This window comes from Haloechinothrix aidingensis (genome assembly GCF_013450155.1).
GTDB lineage: Bacteria > Actinomycetota > Actinomycetes > Mycobacteriales > Pseudonocardiaceae > Haloechinothrix > Haloechinothrix aidingensis.
Genome location: NZ_JACCKD010000006.1, coordinates 334,419 through 352,199, shown reverse-complemented (window position 1 = coordinate 352,199; position 17,781 = coordinate 334,419). Strand labels below are relative to the sequence as shown.

The 17,781-nt window shown below is 71.3% G+C and carries 17 protein-coding genes and 1 riboswitch; of the genes, 4 read left to right on the top strand and 13 right to left on the bottom strand.

Features of this window, described 5'->3' with window-relative positions:
- The coding region (locus tag H0B56_RS17600) for a hypothetical protein (RefSeq protein ID WP_425484543.1) at positions 1-352 on the bottom strand (352 nt) is incomplete at its 3' end.
- Between the two features lie 87 nt (positions 353-439).
- Positions 440-1,534 carry a cobalt-precorrin-5B (C(1))-methyltransferase gene (locus H0B56_RS17595; protein ID WP_219632842.1) on the bottom strand — a complete coding sequence of 365 codons (1,095 nt, stop codon included), beginning with the start codon at positions 1,532-1,534 and terminating at the stop codon, positions 440-442.
- Positions 1,535-1,546: 12 nt separating this feature from the next.
- On the opposite strand from H0B56_RS17595, the gene H0B56_RS17590 reads away from it, so the two are divergent.
- The 3 genes from H0B56_RS17590 (at position 1,547) to H0B56_RS17580 (ending at position 3,470) form a co-directional block, all read left to right on the top strand.
- Positions 1,547-2,293, top strand: coding sequence for a cobalt-precorrin-6A reductase (locus tag H0B56_RS17590; protein ID WP_343063937.1), 747 nt, complete (start codon positions 1,547-1,549; stop codon positions 2,291-2,293).
- The gene (gene bluB, locus H0B56_RS17585) at positions 2,290-2,940 is read left to right on the top strand and encodes a 5,6-dimethylbenzimidazole synthase (RefSeq protein WP_180894167.1); all 651 of its coding nucleotides are present in this window, start codon (positions 2,290-2,292) and stop codon (positions 2,938-2,940) included. The genes H0B56_RS17590 and bluB overlap by 4 nt, the downstream gene beginning before the upstream one ends.
- A gap of 104 nt (positions 2,941-3,044) precedes the next feature.
- Positions 3,045-3,470, top strand: coding sequence for a pyridoxamine 5'-phosphate oxidase family protein (locus tag H0B56_RS17580; protein WP_180894166.1), 426 nt, complete (start codon positions 3,045-3,047; stop codon positions 3,468-3,470).
- A 24-nt stretch (positions 3,471-3,494) separates the two neighbouring features.
- On the opposite strand, the gene H0B56_RS17575 is transcribed toward H0B56_RS17580, so the two are convergent.
- The 3 genes from H0B56_RS17575 to cobG are packed head-to-tail and all read right to left on the bottom strand — an operon-like array spanning position 3,495 to position 6,978.
- The gene (locus H0B56_RS17575; RefSeq protein ID WP_343063936.1) at positions 3,495-5,042 is read right to left on the bottom strand and encodes a precorrin-2 C(20)-methyltransferase; all 1,548 of its coding nucleotides are present in this window, start codon (positions 5,040-5,042) and stop codon (positions 3,495-3,497) included.
- A complete protein-coding gene (locus H0B56_RS17570; protein ID WP_180894165.1) occupies positions 5,039-5,665 on the bottom strand; it encodes a precorrin-8X methylmutase in 627 nt (208 codons plus the stop codon). The genes H0B56_RS17575 and H0B56_RS17570 overlap by 4 nt, the downstream gene beginning before the upstream one ends.
- Complete coding sequence (gene cobG / locus H0B56_RS17565) at positions 5,662-6,978, bottom strand: precorrin-3B synthase (RefSeq protein WP_180894164.1); 1,317 nt, start codon at positions 6,976-6,978, stop codon at positions 5,662-5,664. The genes H0B56_RS17570 and cobG overlap by 4 nt, the downstream gene beginning before the upstream one ends.
- 91 nt (positions 6,979-7,069) lie before the next feature.
- A riboswitch (cobalamin riboswitch) is annotated at positions 7,070-7,194 on the top strand.
- A gap of 59 nt (positions 7,195-7,253) precedes the next feature.
- Between cobG and cobN the strand changes: the two genes are divergently transcribed.
- Positions 7,254-10,892, top strand: a complete 3,639-nt coding sequence (gene cobN, locus H0B56_RS17560; RefSeq protein ID WP_180894163.1) for a cobaltochelatase subunit CobN — start codon at positions 7,254-7,256, stop codon at positions 10,890-10,892.
- 21 nt (positions 10,893-10,913) lie between these two features.
- Here the strand turns inward: cobN and H0B56_RS17555 are convergent, their stop codons facing one another.
- From H0B56_RS17555 to H0B56_RS17520, 8 genes are all read right to left on the bottom strand, one after another.
- Complete coding sequence (locus H0B56_RS17555; protein ID WP_180894162.1) at positions 10,914-11,579, bottom strand: TetR family transcriptional regulator; 666 nt, start codon at positions 11,577-11,579, stop codon at positions 10,914-10,916.
- Positions 11,580-11,607: 28 nt separating this feature from the next.
- Positions 11,608-12,870: an NAD(P)/FAD-dependent oxidoreductase gene (locus tag H0B56_RS17550; RefSeq protein ID WP_180894161.1), complete on the bottom strand. Its 1,263-nt coding sequence runs from the start codon at positions 12,868-12,870 to the stop codon at positions 11,608-11,610.
- A complete protein-coding gene (locus tag H0B56_RS17545; protein WP_180894160.1) occupies positions 12,867-13,040 on the bottom strand; it encodes a rubredoxin in 174 nt (57 codons plus the stop codon). Before H0B56_RS17545 ends, H0B56_RS17550 begins: the two co-directional genes overlap by 4 nt.
- A 43-nt stretch (positions 13,041-13,083) precedes the next feature.
- Positions 13,084-13,248 (bottom strand): rubredoxin, encoded by a 165-nt coding sequence (locus H0B56_RS23705; protein ID WP_089300895.1) that lies wholly within the window; start codon positions 13,246-13,248, stop codon positions 13,084-13,086.
- A complete protein-coding gene (locus H0B56_RS17535) occupies positions 13,245-14,462 on the bottom strand; it encodes an alkane 1-monooxygenase (protein WP_180894159.1) in 1,218 nt (405 codons plus the stop codon). Before H0B56_RS17535 ends, H0B56_RS23705 begins: the two co-directional genes overlap by 4 nt.
- Before the next feature lie 271 nt (positions 14,463-14,733).
- Positions 14,734-15,816, bottom strand: coding sequence for an alcohol dehydrogenase catalytic domain-containing protein (locus H0B56_RS17530; RefSeq protein WP_180894158.1), 1,083 nt, complete (start codon positions 15,814-15,816; stop codon positions 14,734-14,736).
- Between the two features lie 120 nt (positions 15,817-15,936).
- Positions 15,937-17,094 carry a trans-sulfuration enzyme family protein gene (locus H0B56_RS17525; protein WP_180894157.1) on the bottom strand — a complete coding sequence of 386 codons (1,158 nt, stop codon included), beginning with the start codon at positions 17,092-17,094 and terminating at the stop codon, positions 15,937-15,939.
- A 34-nt stretch (positions 17,095-17,128) separates the two neighbouring features.
- On the bottom strand, positions 17,129-17,746 hold the full coding sequence (locus H0B56_RS17520) for a TetR family transcriptional regulator (protein WP_180894156.1): 618 nt from the start codon (positions 17,744-17,746) through the stop codon (positions 17,129-17,131).
- Positions 17,747-17,781 lie beyond the last annotated feature (35 nt).

Here is a 17,781-nt window from a genome sequence, read left to right as displayed (position 1 = left end):
GCGGCATCCGCTGCGTGAGCTGACGGGACCGGTGCAGCCGCAACGCCGCCGTATGCCGGGACACCCGCAACTCCAGGGCGGCCTCATCCGCCACATACCGATCCTGCCCCCGTAGCTGGTCGAGCCGGGCCAGCGCGTGCGCCTCGATCGCATCCGTATGCGCCCGGATCCGGCGCGCCGCCGCCAGCGTCTCGATCACCTGCTCCGCACTCAACTCGCCGACCTGCTCGCCGGTGAACGTGCGGCACCGGATCTCCGCCTGCTCTTCGGGCGTGAACGCGACCGCAGGCGCCTGCCCGGCCGGGACGAACATCACCCCGGCCGGACCAACAACCTGCACGAACTCCGGCACATCCCCAGCATATCGCACACACGTTCGACCATCCCGCAGCGACACGCCGGGAATCCCCGGCATCAGCACAGCGAGGAAGCGCGGCGGCTACGTGGACGACGGCGCGCCGGGATCGGGAGCCCGGCCGACGATGGTCCCGGAACGGTCGATCACCACGATGTCCACGTCCACTGGTGCGTCACCCAGTACATCGAGGGCGGTGCGGCGTGCCCGCTCCGCCACGAACCCGCCAAGGTCCAGCCCGTCGGCACTGGCGATGTCCAGCGCGTGCACCGCCGTGTTGGCGTTGCTCATCGGCTCCGCGAGATGCTCGTATCCCGCGTCCCGCGCGATCGAGGCGAGCAGGCCGAAGTTCACCTGCGAACGCTGCGAGTGCAGGTCCAGGTACCCGGCAGCGAGCTTGGACATCTTCGCGAAGCCACCCGCGATGGACAGCCGGGGCACCGGGTGCTTGCGCAGGTACTTGAGCACCGCACCCGCGAAGTCGCCCATATCGAGCAGGGCGGTCTCGTCCAGCCCGTACAGCTCGGTGACCACCTGCTCCGAGGTACTTCCGGTCGAGCCCGCCACGTGACGCACGTCCAGCGCCCGGGCCACATCGATACCGCGCCGGATGCTGTCGATCCACGCCGAGCAGGAGTACGGCACCACGACCCCGGTCGTGCCCAGCACGGACAGCCCGTCCACGATGCCCAGCCGGGGGTTCCAGGTGTGCCTGGCCATCTCCTCGCCGTGCGGGATGGAGATCTCCACGACCACGTCACCGCTGCCCCCGTGTTCGGCGGCGACGCGTTCGACGGCCTCGCTCATCAGGCGGCGCGGGACCGGGTTGATCGCCGGCTCCCCCACGTCCAGGGGCAGGCCCGGCCGGGTGACGGTTCCCACACCCGGACCGGCCACGAAACGGATCCCGCTGCCCGGCGAGCCGTGCCGGACCGTGGCCACGATCAGCGCGCCATGGGTCACGTCGGGGTCGTCACCGGCGTCCTTCACCACACCCGCGTATGCCGCCTCGCCCGTGCGCCCCTCGCTGGCCAGCGCGAACGCCGGCTGCTTGCCCTTGGGCAAGAGCACCTCGACCGGGTCGGGGAACTCGGAGGTCAGCAACGCGGTGTACGCCGCTGTCGTGGCAGCGGTCGCACATGCCCCCGTGGTCCATCCGTAGCGCAGTGTCTGTCCCATAGTCTCGTGGTTGTGGATTATCCCTTGCTCGTTCTCGGCGGTACCGCCGAGGCACGCGCGCTGGCCGCCGAGCTGGTGGGGCGCGGTGTACGTGTGGTGTCGTCGCTGGCCGGACGGGTCGCGGCCCCCCGCCTTCCCGAGGGCGAGGTACGCATCGGGGGCTTCGGCGGGCCGGAGGGGCTTGCCGCCTGGTTACGCGAGGAGCGGATCGCCGCGGTGGTCGACGCCACGCACCCGTTCGCCGAACGCATCAGCTCCTCGGCCGTCGACGCTACACACCGGGCCGGAGTGCCACTCCTGCGGCTGGAGCGGCCCGGATGGTCACCGCACGAGGGGGTCGAGTGGCACTGGGCAGGCTCGCTCGACGAGGCGGCCACGATGCTTCCCGGGATGGGCGAACGGGTCTTCCTCACCACAGGCAGGCAAGGTCTCGCCTCGTTCGCGGGTAACGTCACGCAGTGGTTCCTGATCCGCTGTGTGGACTCCCCGGAGCCGCCGCTTCCGGCCAGGCACGAGATCGTGCTCTCCCGCGGCCCGTACACCGTCGAGGGTGAGCGTGCGGTGATGCGCAGGCACGGCATCGACGTGCTCGTCACCAAGGACAGCGGCGGGTCGATGACCGCAGCGAAACTCGAAGCCGCAGGCGAGCTGGGAGTCCCCGTGCTCGTGGTACGCCGTCCGCGGCGTACGGATGTCGCGACCACCACCGAGGTCGGCGATGCCGTGCGCTGGGTACTGACCAGATTGGATGCGAAGTGACACGCACCGAACCGGACACCACCCTCGACGCGTTCTACCAGGTGCTCGAGCGCAGGCGGGACGTCCGCGCCGAGTTCACCGGGGAACCGGTGGAGGACGCCGTGCTGCGGCGCGTCCTTGGCGCCGCGCACTCGGCCCCCAGTGTGGGGCTGTCCCAGCCGTGGGACTTCGTGGTCGTCTCGGACACCGACACGCGTTCGGAGTTCCGCAGGCACGTGCTGGATGAGCGGGAGGTGTTCGCGGAGTCGCTCAACGCCGAACGCAAGGGCGCGTTCAGCCGCATCAAGATCGAGGGCATTCTCGACTCGAGCCTGGGCATCGTGGTGACCTACGACCCGCAACGCGGCGCCCCGGCCGTGCTCGGCAGGCACGCGATCGCCGACGCGGGCCTGTACTCGGTGTGCCTGGCGATCCAGAACCTGTGGCTGGCGGCAACGGCGGAGAACCTCGGCGTGGGATGGGTCAGCTTCTACCGGGAGGAATTCCTCGCGGAGCTGGTGGACCTGCCGGAGGGGGTCCGGCCCGTCGCGTGGCTGTGCCTCGGTCCCGTCCGCGAGCTCGCAGACGCGCCGGACCTGGAGCGGCACGGCTGGCGGGAGCGCAGGCCCCTGGACCAGGCGGTGCACTGGGAGCGCTACGGAGGCTAGCCCGGCAGCCGGAGGGAGGGCCCGAAGGCCCCGACGTAGCACTCCGTTCCCGCGAGCCGTGAACCTCACGCGCGGTGTCGGTGCCGTGCTCTACGGTCCGCACCATGGCACTGAGCGTTGCGGAACGCGAGGCGTTCCTGGCCGAGCCGCACATCGCGGCACTGTCCGTGTCGGCGGGTCCGGAGCGCGGTCCGCTGACGGTCCCGATCTGGTACCAGTACACGCCTGGTGGCGAGGTGTGGGTGCTGACCTCAGCCGACTCACGCAAGGCCAGGCTCATCCACGAAGCGGGGCGCTTCACGCTGATGGTGGAGCGGCTCGAACCATCGGTCCGCTACGTCTCCGTGGAGGGACCGGTCACCCGGACGTTGCCGGGCACGGGCGAACAGATGCGGGAGATGGCCGCCCGGTACCTCCCCGCGGAGAAGGTCGGACCGTACGTCGAGTTCGCCGATGCGGAACTGGGTGAGCAGCTCACCATCGTCATGCGGCCGCAGCGGTGGCTCTCCGCCGATCTCGGCGCGATGTAGCCGGACCCGCATCGGCGCCCGCCGTCACTCCTGCTGCTGCCGCTCGCCGTAGGTCCGGGGCGTCCACACCGTGGTGGAACCGTCCCGCTCGACCGTCGTGGTCGTCGAGGACCCGACGATCAGCAGGCAGCGCATGTCGACCTGGTCCGGGTCCAGCTCGGCCAGCGTGGTCACCCGCACCGACTCCTCCTCGCCACCGACGTCCCTGGCCACCACGACCGGCGTATCGGCGGCACGGTGCCGCAGCAGTACCTCCCTGGCCTTGGCGAGCTGCGTGGTCCGGCTGCGTGATGCCGGGTTGTAGATCGCCAGCGCCAGGTCCGCCGCACCGGCGGCATCCAGCCTGCGCTCGATCACCTCCCACGGCTTGAGCCGGTCGGACAGCGACAGCACGCAGAAGTCGTGCCCCAGCGGGGCACCGGCCCGCGCGGCCGCCGCCTGGGCCGCCGTGATCCCCGGCACGACCCGCACCCGCACACCGTGCCAGCGCGGCTCCTCGGCCCTCTCCAGCACGGCCGATGCCATCGCGAACACTCCCGGGTCGCCGGAGGACACCACGGCCACCCGCGCGCCCTGCGCGGCGAGGTCCAGCGCGTGCGCGGCACGGTCGGCCTCGACCGTGTTGCCCGAGGTGTGCCGCTGCTGGCCGGCCCGCTGCGGCACCCGCGCCACGTACGGTCCGTAGCCGACCACGTGCTCGGCTCCGGCCAGCGCCTGCTCGGCCTCCGGGGTCAGCCACTCGGCCGGTCCCGGACCGAGGCCTACGACCGTCAACTCACCGGTGCGCGCGTCCGGCCCAGCCGGGTCGGCGCTCGCGGCCTGCTCGCCGGAGGTGCGCGCGGCATAGGCCGGGCTGGGCAACACCGCCACCGAGAAGTACGGCACGGAGTCCGGGTCCACGTCGGCCAGCGGTTCCAGCCGCTGCGCACCCCACGTCGCGCGCTCCACGTAGTAGGCGTCGTCGAGCCTGCCTGCCTCGGCCATCGCCGAGCGCACCGAGCTGAACGTCCGGCCGAGCTTCATCACCGCAGCCGCGTCGGTGTCGGCCAGCCGCATCGCGAGCTCCGGTTCCGGCATCGTGCCCGGCAGCACCGTCAGCACCTCGTCCCGCTGCGCGAGCGGAAGGCCGAGCTGTGCCGACGCCGCGCTCACCGAGTTCACCCCGGGAACCGCCTCGGCCTCGTAACGGTCACACAGGCGCTCGTGCATGTACATGTACGAGCCGTAGAAGAACGGGTCTCCCTCGCACAGCAGGACGACGTCCCGCCCCGCGTCCAGGTGCTCGGCCAGCCGCTTGGCGGCGTGCTCGTAGAACTCCGCGATCGCGCCCTCGTAGCCGCCGGGGTGGTCGGTGGTCTCGGTGGTGACCGGGTACATCAACCGTTCCTCGACCTGGTCACCACGCAGGTGGGGCTCCGCGACCGACCGCGCGATGCTGCGCCCGTGGCGGGCACAGTGGTAGGCGATGACTTCCGCCTCACCGATAAGCCGTGCGGCCTTGACCGTCATCAGTTCCGGGTCGCCCGGCCCGAGGCCAACGCCCCACAGCTTGCCGGTTGTCGCCTCGCTCACAACTCCGCCTCCGTCGCAATCGCGTTGATAGCGGCGACAGCCATCGCGCTGCCGCCCCTGCGCCCGTGCACCACCAGGTACGGTGCCGGAGCGCGCCTGGCCAGCTCGACCTTCGACTCGGCAGCACCGACGAACCCGACCGGGGTGCCGATGATCGCGGCAGGCGCGCCCACCCCCTCGTCCAGCAGCTCCAGCAGCCGGAACAGCGCGGTCGGTGCGTTACCGATCGCCACCACAGCGCCGGGAAGGCGCTCGCGCCACAACTCGAGAGCGGCCGCGCTGCGCGTGTTCGCCGTCCGCTCGGCCAGTTCCGGCACCGACGCATCGGCCAGCGTGCACAGCACCTCGTTGTCCGTGGGCAGCCGCTTCCGTGTGACGCCACCCGCGATCATCTTCGCGTCGGTGAGTACCGGTGCGCCCCCGGCGAGCGCGCGGTGACCGGACGCCACCACATCCGCCGAGTACTCGAGGTCACCCGGCAGGTCGACCATCCCGCAGGCGTGGATCATGCGCACCGCGACCCGTTCCACGTCGGGCGGCAGGCCGTCGAGCTCGGCCTCGGCACGGATCGTGGCGAACGAGCGACGGTAGATCTCCGAACCGTCGCGGAGGTAGTCGATCACGACCCGGTCCTTTCCTGCTGCGTCCTGCCTGGCCGGGCGGTGTGCCCGTGGTCGGCGGCGGCCTCGCCGCCTGCGTTCGTCGCGCACGCCAGCGCCTCGGCCAGCCGCTCGACCGGAACCCAGTTCCCGTCGACGCGGTAGCCATCGCCCTCGGCGAGCACGTCCACATGCTCGGCACGCGGGCGCCCGCAGCGCCGCTCGCACCCCGAGAAGTGTGCCGCCGTCGCCGCGCCCGCGAGCGCCCCACCTGCCGTACGCATGACCTCACTCACGTCGGCGCGCACGTCCGCGCGGGACTTCGCGCAGCCCGGGCTGCCGATGCACGCGCCGACCGCGTGCTCCGGCGCCCCCTCGCTGAGCAGGAAACCGGCCGCGTCCAGCCCGGCGATCACCGTGTCCACCGCGTCGGCGTCGATATCGCCGACGACCACCGAGCGCCACGGCGTGAGCGTTACCGTCCCGGCGAGCCCGGCGAGCGTGCGCGCCTGCGCACCGGAGATCGCACCGAACGTGATCCCGGCCACGACCAGCCACCCGCCGTCGTCCTGACGGGTCGCGCCGAGCGGTGGCTCCGCCGAGCGCGGCAGCGCACGCGGGGTCTGCCGGGCGCGGCCGACCCCGGAACCGAGCTGGGCCGCGACCGCGTCGGCGATCCGGTCGGCGCGGTCGTCGAGCTCGCGCACCTGCCACGCGTCGCCGCGTACGCGGCCGAACGTCGCGGCAGCCTCCACCAGGGCATCGGCGGCCCGCCCGGCAGGCACCCGCAGGCCGGTGTCCCGGCCGGCGAGTACCAGCGCCCCGGTCCCGGCATCCAGCGCGTACCAGCAGGCATCGATCCGGTCGTCGGCCACATCCGCCCTGCCGTCGTCCAGGCCGAACAGGAACCGCCCGGGAAGCGAGGCCAGTTCCGGACGCGCGCACACCGCCTCGTCCAGCTCACCGGCCAGCGGGCGCACGTCGGCCACTCCCCCGCTCAGCCCGCTCAACGGCGAGGCGACGATGTTGCGCACCCGCTCGTGGCTCGCCGAGGGCAGCAGGCCCGCCGCCGCGATCCGGTCCGCGAGCCCGGCATCGGCACCCAACCCGCGCAGCTGCACGTTGCCGCGCGATGTCAGATGCAGCACACCGTCACCGAACTCCTCGGCGCACGCGGCGAGCTCGCGCAGCTGGCCCGCGCGGAGCCGGCCACCGGGGACCCTGACCCGCGCGAGCTGCCCGTCGGCCGCCTCGTGCGTGGTCAACGCCCCCGGGCAGGCGTCCGCGCGCGCACCGCGGCGGTAGCCTGCCGGAGTCGCTTGGTGAGGATCGGACATGCCTGCCACTGTAGGTTGTCGTTGGCCACCCCAGCTTGACGCGGGCACCCGCGCCGGGCAAGAGTGAGGTGCCAGCCTGCCGCTGGTCGTGGAGGAACCCGGTGCGAATCCGGGGCGGTCCCGCCACTGTGAGAGGGAAGCGAACCCCGTATAAGGTCACGGGCGCGTGCGCCTGGAAGGCCGGGGCGAGCGGCGATCCTCCGAGCCAGGACACTCCAGCCAGTGATGACAAGACCGAACGGGGCGAGGACACCCCGAGAGGAGCCGGAACCACAGTGATCCTTCTGCTGTCCACCTCGGACACCGACCTGCTCAGTGCCCGTGCCAGCGACATGGGTTACCGCCTCGGTAACCCCGCCCGCATCGAGCTCGACGAGCTACCCGCGATGCTGGAGGGCGCGCTGATCGTCGTCGTGCGCATCCTCGGCGACGAGCGCGACTGGAAGGAAGGGCTGGACATCGTCCGCTCCAGCGGCGCGCACGTCGTGGTCCTCGGCGGTGAGCAGGCCCCCAACGCGGAGCTGATGGCGCTGTCCACCGTGCCGGGCGGCATCGCCCGCGAGGCGCACACCTACCTGGCGCACGGTGGCCCGGAGAACCTCACCCAACTGCACCGCTTCCTGTCCGACACGCTGCTGCTCACCGGGGACGGCTTCGACCCGCCTGCCGAGCAGCCCGCCTGGGGGGTGCTGGACCGTCAGCCGCGCACGACAAGCGGTCCGGTCGTGGCGATCCTCTACTACCGGGCACACCACTTCGCGGGTAACACCGCGTTCGTCGAGACCCTGTCCCGCGCGATCGAGGACGCCGGCGGCCAGGCGATGCCGATCTACTGCGCGACCCTGCGTTCCCGCGAGCCGGAGATGATCGAGCAGCTGCGCAAGGCGGACGCGCTGCTGGTCACCGTGCTCGCGGCCGGGGGGTCGCGGCCCTCGGCGGTCAGCGCGGGCGGCGATGACGAGGCCTGGGACGTCGCGGAGCTGGCCGAGCTCGACATCCCCACGCTGCAGGCGCTGTGCCTGACAAGCGACCGGGACACCTGGTGGGACAACGACGAGGGTGTGTCCCCGCTGGACGCGGCGTCGCAGGTCGCCGTGCCCGAGTTCGACGGCCGGATCATCACGGTGCCGTTCTCCTTCAAGGAGACCGACGAGGACGGGCTGCCCCGCTACGTGCCGGACGCCGAGCGCGCCGGACGCGTCGCGGGTATCGCCGTCGCGCACGCCAGGCTGCGGCACACGCCGCCGGAGCAGCGCAAGATCGCGCTGGTGCTGTCGGCCTACCCCACCAAGCACTCCAGGGTCGGCAACGCCGTCGGCCTGGACACCCCTGCCAGCGCGGTGGAGCTGCTGCGCACGCTGCGGGCGAACGGCTACGACCTCGGCGACGGCATCCCCGGGGTGGAGACGGCCCCGGACGGCGCGGAGCCCACCGACCGGTCCGAGGGCGACGCCTTCATCCACGCGCTCATCGCGGCAGGCGGGCAGGACCCCGAGTGGCTGTCCGAGGAGCAGCTCGCCGGGAACCCGGTGCGGGTGCCCGCCGCGCGTTACCGCGAATGGTTCCAGACCCTGCCCGAGGACCTGCGCGGCCAGATCGAGGAGCACTGGGGACCGCCGCCCGGGGAGCAGTTCATCGACCGCACCCACAACCCCGAGGGCGACATCGTGCTCGCCTCGTTGCGGGCGGGCAACGTGCTGATCATGATCCAGCCGCCACGCGGGTTCGGGGAGAACCCGATCGCGATCTACCACGACCCCGACCTCCCGCCCAGCCACCACTACCTCGCCGCCTACCGCTGGCTGGAGGCCGCGGAGGACGACGGCGGGTTCGGCGCGCACGCCGTGGTGCACCTGGGCAAACACGGCTCGCTGGAGTGGCTGCCCGGCAAGAACGCGGCGCTGTCGGCCTCCTGCGCCCCGGACGCCGTGCTGGGCAGCGTGCCGATGATCTACCCGTTCCTGATCAACGATCCCGGCGAGGGCGCGCAGGCCAAGCGCCGGGCGCACGCGACCATCGTGGACCACCTGATCCCCCCGATGGCGCGCGCCGAGAGCTACGGTGACATCGCGCGGCTGGAGCAGCTGCTCGACGAGTACGCCAACATCTCGGCGATGGACCCCGCGAAGCTGCCCGCGATCCGCGCGCAGATCTGGACGCTGATCCAGGCCGCCAAGCTCGACCACGACCTCGGCATCTCGGAACGGCCGCACGACGCCGAGTTCGACGACTTCCTGCTGCATGTGGACGGCTGGCTCTGCGAGGTCAAGGACGCCCAGATCCGCGACGGCCTGCACGTGCTCGGCAAGGCCCCTGAGGGCGAGGAGCGCGTCAATCTCGTGCTGGCCATGCTGCGCGCGCAGCAGATGTGGGGCGGCCAGGCGAACGCCGTACCCGGCCTGCGCACCGCGCTCGGCCTGAAGGAGAACTCGGACACCGCCAGCAGCGAAGTGGACGCGATCGAGTCCACGGCACACCAGCTCGTCGCGGCGATGGAACAGCGTGACTGGGCGCCGACTGCCGTGCCCGAGGTGTGCCGGGAGGTGCTCGGCGGCTCGAACGAGGACGTGGCGAGCGTGCTCGACTTCGCGGCGACCCAGGTCGTTCCCCGGCTCGCGGACACAACCGACGAGATGCGCTCGGTGGTGCACGCCCTCGACGGCGGGTACATCCCGGCCGGGCCGAGCGGGTCCCCGCTGCGCGGGCTGGTGAACGTCCTGCCGACCGGGCGCAACTTCTACACCGTCGACCCCAAGGCGATTCCCAGCAGGCTCGCCTACCAGACCGGCCAGTCGCTCGCGGAGTCGCTGCTGCAGCGCTACCGCGAGGACACCGGCGACTGGCCACGCTCGGTCGGGCTGTCGGTGTGGGGAACCTCGGCGATGCGCACGGCGGGCGACGACGCAGCCGAGGTGCTGGCGCTGCTCGGTGTCACGCCCGTCTGGGACGAGGCCTCGCGCCGGGTGAGCGGGATCGAGGTGATCCCGCTCGAGGAGCTGGGGCGCCCGCGGGTCGACGTGACCGTGCGGATCTCCGGGTTCTTCCGGGACGCCTTCCCGCACGTGGTGGAGATGCTCGACGACGCCGTCCGCGCGGTCGCCGAGCTGGACGAGCCGGAGGAGGAGAACTTCGTCCGCGCGCACGTGCGCGAGGACCTCGCCGAGCACGGCGACGAGCGGCGCGCGACCACCCGCGTGTTCGGCTCGAAGCCCGGCACCTACGGCGCGGGCCTGCTTCCCCTGATGGACTCCGGAAACTGGCGCGACGATGCCGACCTCGCCGAGGTCTACGCCGTATGGGGCGGGTTCGCCTACGGCAGGGACCTCGACGGTGTACCGGCCAGGCAGGACATGGAGTCCACCTACCGGCGCATCCAGATCGCGGCGAAGAACACCGACACCCGCGAGCACGACATCGCCGACTCGGACGACTACTTCCAGTACCACGGCGGGATGATCGCGACGGTCCGGGCGCTCAGCGGCGCCTCACCCGCCTCCTACATCGGCGACAGCACCACCCCGGACGCGGTGCGCACCCGCACCCTCGGGGAGGAGACGGCGCGAGTGTTCCGCTCCCGCGTGGTCAACCCGCGCTGGCTGGCTGCGATGCGCAAGCACGGCTACAAGGGAGCGTTCGAACTCGCCGCCACCGTGGACTACCTGTTCGGTTTCGACGCCACCTCCGGGGTGGTCGACGACTGGATGTACGAGAAACTCGCCGAGACCTACGTCGTCGACGCGGAGAACCAGGAGTTCCTCCGCACGTCCAACCCGTGGGCGCTGCGCGGCATCGTGGAACGGTTGACCGAGGCCGCCGACCGTGAGCTGTGGTCCGAGCCGGACCCCGAGCTGCTCGCGAAGATGCGGGAGATCTACCTCGAACTGGAAGGCGACCTGGAGGCCGGGGACTCCTGAGGCGGCCGGGAGCGCGCAGCGCTACTGCTGCGACCCGGCCACCAGCTCGTCGAGGTGCGGGCCGAGCACCTCGGCGAGCGTGGCCCCGACCTCGGCCGGGGTCGCGGTCGGTGACGCCGCGTGGCTGATGGCCAGCCGTACCAGCTGCTCGGCGACCAGGCGCAGCGACCGCGAAGCCACGCCGGGCCAGACCGTGGCGAGGTACGCGGTCACGTTGTCGGTGGCCAACGACAGCACGGGGCCCGCCTGGTTGGTGACCAGCGGCAGCAAGCCCTCGCTCTCGTCACCGGCGACGATCGCCGCGATCAGGGGCTCGGAGGCCGCTGCCGTCAGGAACACCTCCACGGCAGCCGACACCGCGGCACGGGGCCGGTCACGGTGCGCGTGGACGGCCTCCCGGACGGCGGCGAGGAACTTCTCGGCTTCGTGCATGATGTAGGCCTGCGCGAAGGACTGCCGGGAGCCGAACTCGTTGTACAGGGTCTGCCTGCTCACGCCTGCTGCCCGCGCGATATCGACCATCCGGACTGCCGACCAGGGGTGCTCACGGAGCAGCCCGCTCGCGGCGTCGAACAGCGTCTCCTTCAGCAGTGCGCGAGCCGCATCGGCGTAACGAACGCGGCGCCCGCCTCCGGAGGTGGTCGTCACGGGGCCGTCGTAGGCGCCCCGCGTCGTCGACCGTGACACGATGATCTCCTTGCCGGTCGCGGGCACCTCAGCTCGAGGTGCCCGCGACCTCGAACGAGGCGAGTGAGGCGAGCTCCGTGGCCGGATCGGCCAGCACGGCCCGCTCGACGTGCGGTGCGGCGGAGACCACCGTGCGCAACGCGCGCAGCTCGGCGGGCCGGTTCATCCCGACCGCACCGACCACCCTGCCGTTCCTGCGGGCGATCGCCGTGAAGTCCCGCTCGTCGAGCTCGCCCCGGACCGTGACGTCCTCGGCCACCTCGGGCCAGCCGCACACGTGCAACGTGACCCCGTGCTGGTCGGACCAGCTCCACGGTACGCAGGAGTACGGGGTGGGATCACCGAGCATGGCCCGCGCAGCGGCGCCGCCTTGCTCCTGCGCGTTGAGCCAGTGCTCGACGCGTTGCCGTCCACCGAGGACGTGGTTCGGGTGGTTCGCGACGTCGCCCGCGGCGTACACGCCGGGCGCCGAGGTCGCGAAGTACTCGTCCACGACGATGCCGTCACCGGTGGCGATCCCCGCGTGCTCGGCGAGCTCGGTACGGGGGTCGAGGCCGACGGCGACAACGGCGGCGTCGGCGGAGTAGACCCGTCCGTCGGCGTCGGTCACCGCGAGCTGATCCCCCTCATGAATCAGCTCGCGGACGTCCACGCCGGTGTACAGGTCCACTCCGGACGCCCTGTGCAGCTCCTCGTACACCCGGGTGATCTCCCGGGGGAGCGCACGGGACAGTGGCGCGGGCTGTGCCTCCAGCACGGTCACCGCGCAGTCCATGGCGCTGGCGGTCGCCGCGACCTCGGAACCGATCAGGCCTGCGCCGATGACCAGCAGCCTGCTCCCCGCCGCCAGCACACCGTGCAGTGCGGGGACATCGGCCAGCGTGCGCAGCGTGTGCACCCCGTCGACCCCGCGCGCCTGCGGGAGCACCTTGGGCAGGCCGCCGGTGGCCAGCAGGATCCGGTCGAAGTCCAGCCCCGTGCCGTCCGCGAAGATGAGCCGCCGCGCCTCGGGGTCGACGCCGGAGACCCGCGTGCCGGTGCGCAGCTCGATGCTGTGCTGGCTCCACGTGTCCGGCGCGCGCAGCCGGGTCTTCTCCGGTGGCATCGTGCCCCGCAGGACGTCCTTGGACAGCGGTGGGCGGCGGTAGGGCTCGTCCGGCTCGTCGCCGATCAGCACGACCCGGCCGGTGAAACCCGCGTTGCGCAGGGTCAGCGCCGCCGACGTCCCCGCGACGCCCGTGCCGACGACGGCGATCGTGCTCGCCGCGTCGACGCCGCTCGGCGCGGTCATGCCGGGGTCACCTCGACCATCACGAAGTCGGCCTTGGCGGCACCGCAGTCCGGGCAGCACCAGTCCTCGGGAATGTCCTCCCATTTCGTGCCCGGCGCGATGCCCTCATCGGGCCAGCCCTGTGACTCGTCGTACTCGAACCCGCACACCTCGCAGCGGTAGATCCTCATGACATCCTCCTTCCCTGTCCCGGGGTCCGTGCCTGCCTGGCGGCTACCCGGCTGGTTCGAAATCCACCTTCTCCCGCACCCCGCAGTCCGGGCAGCACCAGTCGTCCGGCACCTCGGCCCATGCGGTGCCCGCGGGAAAGCCTTCGCGCGCGTCCCCGGTCCGCTCGTCATAGGTGTAGTCGCACACGGGGCACCGGTAGGCGCTCATCGCGCACCCCCTTCGACGGTCGAGCCCGCCGCGTGCGCCTCGCTCGCGGCGCCGTGCCTGGCGAGTACCTTCCGCCGGTTGCGCGGGTTGATGTTGGCGAGCGTGACGTCGCCGTCGTAGTGCGCGAGGACTCGCTTGTCCATCACCTTCCGCCACAGTGGAGGGATCCAGGCACAGACGATCATCGACGCGTAGCCGGCAGGCAGCTGCGGAGCCTGCTCGAAGTCCCGCAGGGCCTGGTACCGGCGCGTCGGGTTGGCATGGTGGTCACTGTGCCGCTGCAGGTGGTAGAGGAACACGTTGGTGGCTACGTTGTTGCTGTTCCAGCTGTGCCGCGGCGCCGCACGCTCGTAGCGGCCGCTGTCGGTCTTCTGCCGCAGCAGGCCGTAGTGCTCCAGATAGTTGACCACCTCGAGCAGCGAGAACCCGAACACCGCCTGGATGGCCAGGTACGGCAGCACCGCCGGGCCGAAGGCCACGGTCAGCCCGGCGAACAGCACGACCGACATCGCCCAGGCGTTGAGGACGTCGTTGTGCAGCGTCCACGGGCTCCTGTTCTGCCGCGCGAACCGGGCCTTCTCCAGCGCCCACGCAGATCTCAGGCTGCCGAGCACGCTACGCGGCAAGAACCCCCAGAACGTCTCCCCGAACCGCGAGCTCGCCGGGTCCTCCGGGGTCGCGACGCGGACGTGGTGCCCGCGGTTGTGCTCGATGAAGAAGTGCCCGTAACAGGACTGCGCCAGCGCGACCTTGGACAGCCACCGCTCGTGCTTCTCCTTCTTGTGACCCAGTTCGTGCGCGGTGTTGATACCGATACCGGCCACGACACCGACGGATACGGCGAGCCCGATCCCGTCGACGAGCGTCATCGGGTACGTGGTCCACAGCCAGCAGGCCAACACCAGCCCGGCGTACTGGATCGGCAGGTACAGGTACGTCACCCAGCGGTAGTACCGGTCCTGCTCGAGCCACTCGATCAGCGCGTCCGGCGGGTTCTCCGCGTCGGATCCGACGGCCACGTCGATCAGGGGGATGAGCACGAACACGATGACCGGGCCCAGCCACCAGAACGCGCCGAGACCAGTCGCCGATACCAGCCCCCAGGCCAGGAACGGGATCGCGGGCACGACGAGCCCGAGCAACCACGCGTAGCGCTTCCCGTCCCGCCACGCGGCCGTTTCTCCCGTGCCGTGATCCGCGGTCGCCGACGTCATGACACAGCCTCCTCACGGACTCCCGGACCGTGCGCGACGAAACCGGGTTTACATACTTCCGAACTGCGTCCTGAGATTAGACATATAATGATTTAGTGTCAAGCAACGAAGACACGGGAGGTCACATGTAAAGCTCTGTGCAGGCATGCGCAGGCATACGCAGGTATGCGAAGGACGGGTCTCCCGCCCCGAGCGGGAAGCTCGACGACCCCGGGGCGTCACACGCACGCCGGGGCGCTCATCGCCGGTCGCGCACCGGCGACCACACGGTTCAGTCGAACAGCACGAGCGAGCGGCCGCCCTCGCCGCGGCGCATCCGGTCGAACGCCGCAGGCGCGTCGGACAGGCCGACGCGATCGGTCACGAAGGTGTCCAGATCGAGTTCACCGGTGCGCACCGACTCGGCGAGCTTCGGCACGTCGATATCCGGATCGGCGGAACCGTAAACCGAGACACTGATCGACCGCGCGAAGTGATACAGCTCGAGCCCGCTGAAGCTGACGTGGTCGTCCGCGGAACCGACACCGAGAATGACGACACGAGCCCCGCGGCGCGAGCTCTGCCACGCGGTGCGGATCGCAGCCGAACGCCCGGCACACTCCAGCGCGACATCGGCGCCCCTGCCCCCGGTGAGCCGGCGGGCCTCCTTCGCCGCCCCGTCGCCCGCCTGCAGGAAGTGCGTCGCGCCCGCCGCGAGAGCCAGCTCCTGCTTGGACTCGGAGGAGTCGATGCCGATCACCGGGTCGGCTCCGGACAGCCTGGCACCGGCGATGGCCGCCAGGCCGACACCTCCGAGGCCGACCACCACAGCCGACTCGCCCGGGCGCACCCGCGCGTTGTTGCGCACCGCTCCCACGCCGGTCACCACCGCGCACCCGATCAGCGCCGACTCCGCGAGCGGCAGCTCGTCCGGGATGCGGATCACCGCGTTCTCCCCGATCACGACCTGCTCGGCGAGCGCGCCGACACCCAACGTCACATGGGTGGGTGTGCCGTCGGCGAGCGCGCCCCTCGGCAACGAGGCGACGCCCTCGGTCGCGGTGCACAGCCACGGTTCGCCGTGTACGCAGAACCAGCAGCTCCGGCACGGCGGGGTCCAGTTGAGCACGACATGGTCACCGACACCGGCCCGCGTGACGTCCGGGCCCGTCGCGGTGACCACCCCGGATGCCTCGTGCCCGAGCACGAGCGGGAACGAGGGGGACAGCACACCGTCGATCATCGACAGATCCGAGTGGCACACCCCCGCGGCCCGCACCGCCACGGTCACCTCGCCGCTGCCCGGCTGAGGCAGCTCGACCTCGGCGATCTCCGGATCGGTGTGCACTCCCCGTGCGATCAAGGCCCGAACCATGCACGCTCCTTCGTCACTGGACTGGCAGCGATCAACCTATCGACCATCGGGGTGAGGCCGCACCCCTTTCGGCACATCCGATCGCGGGCGCGCCTGCGAGCAGGCGCCGGAAACGCACCGTCACACCACGTCGAGCGCCTGCCGGAAGTCCGCGATCAGGTCCTGGGAGTTCTCGATCCCGCAGCTGACCCGCACCAGATCGTCGGTCACCCCGGCCGCCTCGCGTTCCTCACTGGTCAGCGCGGCATGCGAGGTGGTGACGGGCCGCGTGACCAGGGACTCCACACCGCCCAAGCTGGGCCCCGATGCCGGGATGGTGACCGACTTGAGCAGGGTCTCGGCCGCCTCCGCTCCGCCGTGCAGGCGCAGGCTGAGCATGCCGCCGAAGCCGTCCATGAGCTCGCTGGCATGCCCGTGATCGGGGTGCGAGGGCAGACCCGGGTAGTGCACCTCGGCGACCCGGGGATGGTCCGCGAGGTAGCTCGCCAGCGCGAGCGCGTTGTCGTTCTGCGCGCGCACCCGCACCGACAGGGTCTTCAGCCCCCTGGCGAGCAGGAACCCGGCGTACGGGTCGAGGCTGCCCCCCAGGTAGTTGAGGCTCGTACGCACCTCGCCCATCAGGTCCTCCACGCCGGCGACGCACCCGGCGACCAGGTCGGAATGGCCGCCGAGGTACTTCGTGGCACTGTGCACGCACAGGTCGAAACCGGCGGCGAGCGGCCGGAAGTTGACCGGGCTGGCGAAGGTGTTGTCGATGATGCTGACCAGCCCGTGCTCGTGGCAGAACCCGGCCACCTCGGCGAGCCTGCCGACCCGCACGAGCGGGTTGGTGATCGACTCCACGAGGAATGCCCTGGTGCGCGGGGTGCGGGCAGCTTCCCATGTATCCGGCCTGCCCGGGTCGACCAGCGTGTACGTCCACCCGAACCGCTCGGCGAAGTGCGACAGGAACCCGGCGGTTCCGCCGTACAGCACGTCGCCCGCGATGAGGTGGTCTCCCGCGCGCAGCACGCTGAGCAGGCTCGTCGTAATGGCGGCCATGCCGGAGGATGTCGCGATCGCGGCGTGGGCCCCCTCCATCTCCGCGAGCTTGTCGTGCAGGTACACCTGCGAGGGTGTGGAGCTCAGGCGGGGGTAGCGGATGTCGCCGTAGCCGTCCCCGTCGGCCGGGGCGTACACGGTGCCCGGGTAGATGGGAAACACGACGGAGCCTTCCGGGCCGGGGCGCCGCTCCCCCGCGTGCACTGCCGTGGTCTCGAACGCATGGTCATCGCGCATGACGCAGGCCCCTCTCGCCGCCGGTTCGTGGTTGTCAGGAGCGCTCGCTCCCCGCCGTCCCGGCCACCCTGTCTACCAGCCACGAGACCTGTTCGGCGATCTCCTGCGCGGAGCCGAGCGGCATCATCACGTGGCTGACCACGAGCCGGACCACCGACTCGACGACGGTCTTGCGCTGCCGCTCGGTCAGCGCGAGGTCCGGCCAGTTCCTGTCCACGTAGCCGAGCAGGACGTCGGTCGCGGCGGACAGGATCGGTTCGGACCGCGTCGTCAGGAAGGGCAGCATCTCCCCCGCGCCCCCGCGGGTCGCGGTGAGCACGGCCTTCAGCAGCGGGTTCTCGGCGGCCTCGGAGAGGGTGAACTCCACAGCCGACTCGATCGCCTTGGCCAGATCGTCCGGGTGCATCTCCAGCCGTTCGGACACCCCGGCGAGGAACACCTCGGCCTCCCGGAAGGCGAGCGCCTCGCCGAGGCCGGTCTTGTTGCCGAACTCGTTGTACACCGTCTGCCGGCTCACCCCGACCTGCCCGGCGATTCCCGCCATGCGCAGCCGGCTCCAACCCCCCGTGATCACGACCTCACGCGCGGCGTCGAGCAGGTTCTCCCGGAGTAACGATCGGACGGATTGCTGGAAGGCGCCTCTGTTTGCCACGAATCAACTCTAGGACCGGCCCGTTCGTGACACAA

Excerpts from the sequence above, each read along its gene's own strand:
- H0B56_RS17535 (WP_180894159.1), bottom strand. The coding sequence starts at position 14,462 with ATGACGTCGGCGACCGCGGATCACGGCACGGGAGAAACGGCCGCGTGG.
- H0B56_RS17525 (WP_180894157.1), bottom strand. The coding sequence starts at position 17,094 with ATGCGCGATGACCATGCGTTCGAGACCACGGCAGTGCACGCGGGGGAG.
- H0B56_RS17550 (WP_180894161.1), bottom strand. The coding sequence starts at position 12,870 with ATGACCGCGCCGAGCGGCGTCGACGCGGCGAGCACGATCGCCGTCGTC.
- cobG (WP_180894164.1), bottom strand. The coding sequence starts at position 6,978 with ATGTCCGATCCTCACCAAGCGACTCCGGCAGGCTACCGCCGCGGTGCG.
- H0B56_RS17580 (WP_180894166.1), top strand. The coding sequence starts at position 3,045 with ATGGCACTGAGCGTTGCGGAACGCGAGGCGTTCCTGGCCGAGCCGCAC.
- H0B56_RS17530 (WP_180894158.1), bottom strand. The coding sequence starts at position 15,816 with ATGGTTCGGGCCTTGATCGCACGGGGAGTGCACACCGATCCGGAGATC.
- H0B56_RS17595 (WP_219632842.1), bottom strand. The coding sequence starts at position 1,534 with ATGGGACAGACACTGCGCTACGGATGGACCACGGGGGCATGTGCGACC.
- H0B56_RS23705 (WP_089300895.1), bottom strand. The coding sequence starts at position 13,248 with ATGAGCGCCTACCGGTGCCCCGTGTGCGACTACACCTATGACGAGCGG.
- H0B56_RS17545 (WP_180894160.1), bottom strand. The coding sequence starts at position 13,040 with ATGAGGATCTACCGCTGCGAGGTGTGCGGGTTCGAGTACGACGAGTCA.